At 73.5% G+C, this 3,112-nt stretch carries 6 protein-coding genes; 1 reads left to right on the forward strand and 5 read right to left on the reverse strand.

Features of this window, described 5'->3' with window-relative positions; all coding sequences use genetic code 11:
• The 3 genes from ACWJ6R_RS33335 to ACWJ6R_RS33345 form a co-directional block, all read right to left on the reverse strand.
• Positions 1 to 558: phosphotransferase (locus tag ACWJ6R_RS33335; RefSeq protein ID WP_449066034.1), on the reverse strand; the 558-nt coding region annotated here is incomplete at its 3' end.
• Between the two features lie 55 nt (positions 559 to 613).
• Positions 614 to 862: a hypothetical protein gene (locus tag ACWJ6R_RS33340; protein WP_449066035.1), complete on the reverse strand. Its 249-nt coding sequence runs from the start codon at positions 860 to 862 to the stop codon at positions 614 to 616.
• A complete protein-coding gene (locus tag ACWJ6R_RS33345; RefSeq protein ID WP_449066036.1) occupies positions 853 to 1,122 on the reverse strand; it encodes an ATP-binding protein in 270 nt (89 codons plus the stop codon). The genes ACWJ6R_RS33340 and ACWJ6R_RS33345 overlap by 10 nt, the downstream gene beginning before the upstream one ends.
• Positions 1,123 to 1,304: 182 nt before the next feature.
• Here ACWJ6R_RS33345 and ACWJ6R_RS33350 point away from each other — a divergent pair, with 182 nt between their 5' ends.
• A complete protein-coding gene (locus ACWJ6R_RS33350; protein WP_449066037.1) occupies positions 1,305 to 1,508 on the forward strand; it encodes a DUF397 domain-containing protein in 204 nt (67 codons plus the stop codon).
• Positions 1,509 to 1,796: 288 nt separating this feature from the next.
• Here the strand turns inward: ACWJ6R_RS33350 and ACWJ6R_RS33355 are convergent, their stop codons facing one another.
• A complete protein-coding gene (locus ACWJ6R_RS33355; protein ID WP_068894347.1) occupies positions 1,797 to 2,162 on the reverse strand; it encodes a DUF2267 domain-containing protein in 366 nt (121 codons plus the stop codon).
• Positions 2,163 to 2,351: 189 nt separating this feature from the next.
• A partial coding sequence (locus ACWJ6R_RS33360) for a 3'-5' exonuclease (protein ID WP_449066038.1) occupies positions 2,352 to 3,112 on the reverse strand: 761 nt, incomplete at its 5' end.

Here is a 3,112-nt window from a genome sequence, read left to right on the forward strand (position 1 = left end):
AGCCATCGACGCCCGGACGCCCGGATCGCCCCGGCGCATCGGGTCGACGGGCAGGGCGCCGCCCGCCGCGACGGCCAGTTCCGGATCGTGCAGGGCGCGCAGGAACGCGCCGAGACCGGCGGCGGCCCGCATCCGCCCGTCGGCGGAGAGCTCCGCCTCGGCCAGCTCCTGGCCGGGGATCAGCTCCGCGCCCCAGAACGGCCACGGATAGGCCTCGGACGGCCGCCCGACCCGGACCGGCACCGGCAGGGCCAGCGGCAGCCGCTCCGCCAGGGCGGGCAGCGTCGCGATCTCCCGCTCGACGCCGGGCAGCGCGACGGCCCGGCGCGGGAACCGGAACGCCCAGCGCTCGCCGACGAGGTGGACGGTGTTGTCCCACCCGGTGGCCAGCAGCCGGACCGGCGCCCCGCGCAGATCGGGGAACTGCCCGCCGACCAGCGCCGCCGCATCGTCCTCCCGGACGTCCTGCTCGGCCGCCCACTCCGGCGCCGCGCCGCCGCCCACGCCGGAGACACCGCCTGCCGTGCCGGGAGCGGCTCCCGGAGCGTCGTTCGTCACGGCCGTCACGCTATCGCGCTTCGCGATCATCCGGCGGCGGCGGAGGCCGGATGCCTCATCCTTCTCCGCGCGAACCGCGTTTCCCGCGTGCGGAATGCGCCCGTCCGGGCTCCGAGCGAATCCACTCGTGAATCGTCAGTTCCCTGCCGGGTCCGTCCGCCGGTTCGTCGTCCGGAAGGTCGAAACGGCCTTTCTTGGCGTCGGCGAGAAAGGCCCGCCAGGCGTCGAAGCCGAAGAGGACGCCCCGCTGCTCGGGATCGCGGATTCTGACACCGCCGGGGACGATGGACACGATCACCCGCACGGCCGCACCGGAAGGCCGGGGCGGGCGCCGAGGACGCACCACACGGTACGGCCCGCATCCGCGTGGTGGCGCACTCCCCAGCGCCCGGCGGACAGCTCGCGGACGATCGCCAGCCCCCGGCCCCGCTCATGGTCGACCGGTACGGCCTCGCGCACCCGGGGCTCCGAAGGTCCGCCGGGGTCGGTGACCTCGACGCGGAGCAGGCCGCCCGTCCGGGTGAGCGTCAGCAGGACGAGGCCCCGCCGACTCGACCCGAGCACCTCGCCGATCGCCCTGTTCGGCTACGAGCTGCGCAGGCACCGGCAGGAGGCGGGGCTCTCGCAGGCAAATCTGGCCAGCCGAGCCGGATACGCCCTGGGCGCGATCTCCATTACGAGGCGATCCGGACCGAGGCGCTTCCGCAGCGGGCGTCGCTGAAGCTGATCAAGGAGATGAGGGACCGGTGGACCAGGAGTTGAACGAGGCCGTCTGGGTGAAGTCGCCGTTCTCCGGCGGCAACGGCGGTGACTGCGTGGAGATCGCCAAGCTCTCCGGCGGCCGGGTCGGCGTCCGCGACAGCAAGGACCCCTCCGGCCCGGCGCTGGTGTTCACGCCGGGGGAGTGGGCTGCCTTCACCCGCTGGCTCCGCACCGACGACACGGTCTGACCCGGCCAGGATGGGCTCTCACGGAGAGACTCACTGGCTGCTCTGATCGGGCCAACTGATGACGGTGTCGACGTTGTCGGAGCCGACCTCCTCACCGAGGAGCCGCCGGGACCCTTTCGGAGATCATCCAGATTCTCGACCGCAACGGAGGATAAGGGGTCTTCGCCGTGGGATCCGCTGCCGTCCTGATGGTCTGGCCCGGGAGTCCACGGGAGTCCACAGGGGCCCCGAGCGGGACCGTACGGAACGCCCGGAGCCTGTGCGTGCCCCGGGCGTGTGCCGGAGACCTCAGAGCACCTCCGCGAACTCCCTCGGCAGCTGGGAGAGCACGTCGTCGAGCTCTCCGGGGGCGGTGGCCAGGCGCAGCGCGGAGAAGACCGAGTGCACGTCCTCCCTGACCTCGGAGACGTCGGCGCCGGAGCGTTCGCTGACCCGCCGGACGAATTCGTCGAGCCCGAAGTCGTCGGGGGTCTCCCGGTCCGAGAGCAGCAGGTCCTGCATCGACTCCGGAAGCTGGGACGCCAGATCGTCGGCCTCCTCGGGGGTCAGGCGTTCGGCCAGCGTCTCCAGCGTGGCCTGGGTCAGGATCTCCGCCTGGTCCTGGGTGAGTCCCGACTCGTTGCACACCACTCTGATGAATTCGCCCTCGTTCATGGTGTTTTCTCCCCTCCTGTTCGGTTCGGAGGCGTGCCCGGTCCCCGCGGCGCCAAACGACGCTTGACCAAGCCATGAACCGGCCGCCGCCCATCCGGCGTCCGGCCCCCGTGTGTCCGACCCCCATGTCCCGGTGTCCGGCGTCCGGGCTCCGCGCGTCCGGCCTCCGCGTCCCGGTGTGTCCGGCCGCTACGGGACGGCGGCGGGCAGGAAGGGGCTCGGGTCGCCGGTGTAGGAGACGTACAGGCGGTCGCGGGCCCGGGTGCAGGCGACGAAGAGCAGGCTGCGCTCCCGCTGCAGGTCCAGCGCGCGGGTGACCGGGTCCTCGTCCTCGGCGGTCAGCACGGACGGGTGCGGGACCAGCTCCGCCGAGGCGCCGATGACCGCGACGCAGCGGAACTCCAGGCCCTTGGCCTTGTGCGTCAGGCCGACCTGCACGCTGTCGCGCTCGCCGCCGCCGCCCAGGAACGCCGTGGGCACGCCCGCGGCGGTCAGCGTCTCCCGCGCCGCCCTGGCCATGCCGAAGAACCGGGTGATCACCGCGATCGCGGAGGGCTCCACGCCGGCGTCCAGCCAGACGCGGACCTGGCCGGCGAGCGCGGCCATCTCGGTGGCGGCGTCGGCGGCCCGCACCACCGTCGGCCGCTCCCCCCGGACGGGGGAGCGGTAGCCCTCCAGATCGTCGTCGGCCCCGTCCAGACCCGCCGCGGACGCGCCGCCCAGGATCGGCACGGCCCAGTCGAGGATCTCCTGCGTGGTCCGGTAGCTGATCCGCACCCGGTGGCTGCGCCCCCGCACCTCGATGCCCAGCGACGAGAGCGAGACCCGGTGGTCGTGGATCCGCTGGTGCGGGTCGCCGGTCAGGAACAGGTCGTCGGGGCCGGGCGCGACCGCCGCGCGCAGCAGCCGCCACTGCACCGGGTGCAGGTCCTGCGCCTCATCCACCACGA

The organism is Planomonospora algeriensis (assembly GCF_977012225.1).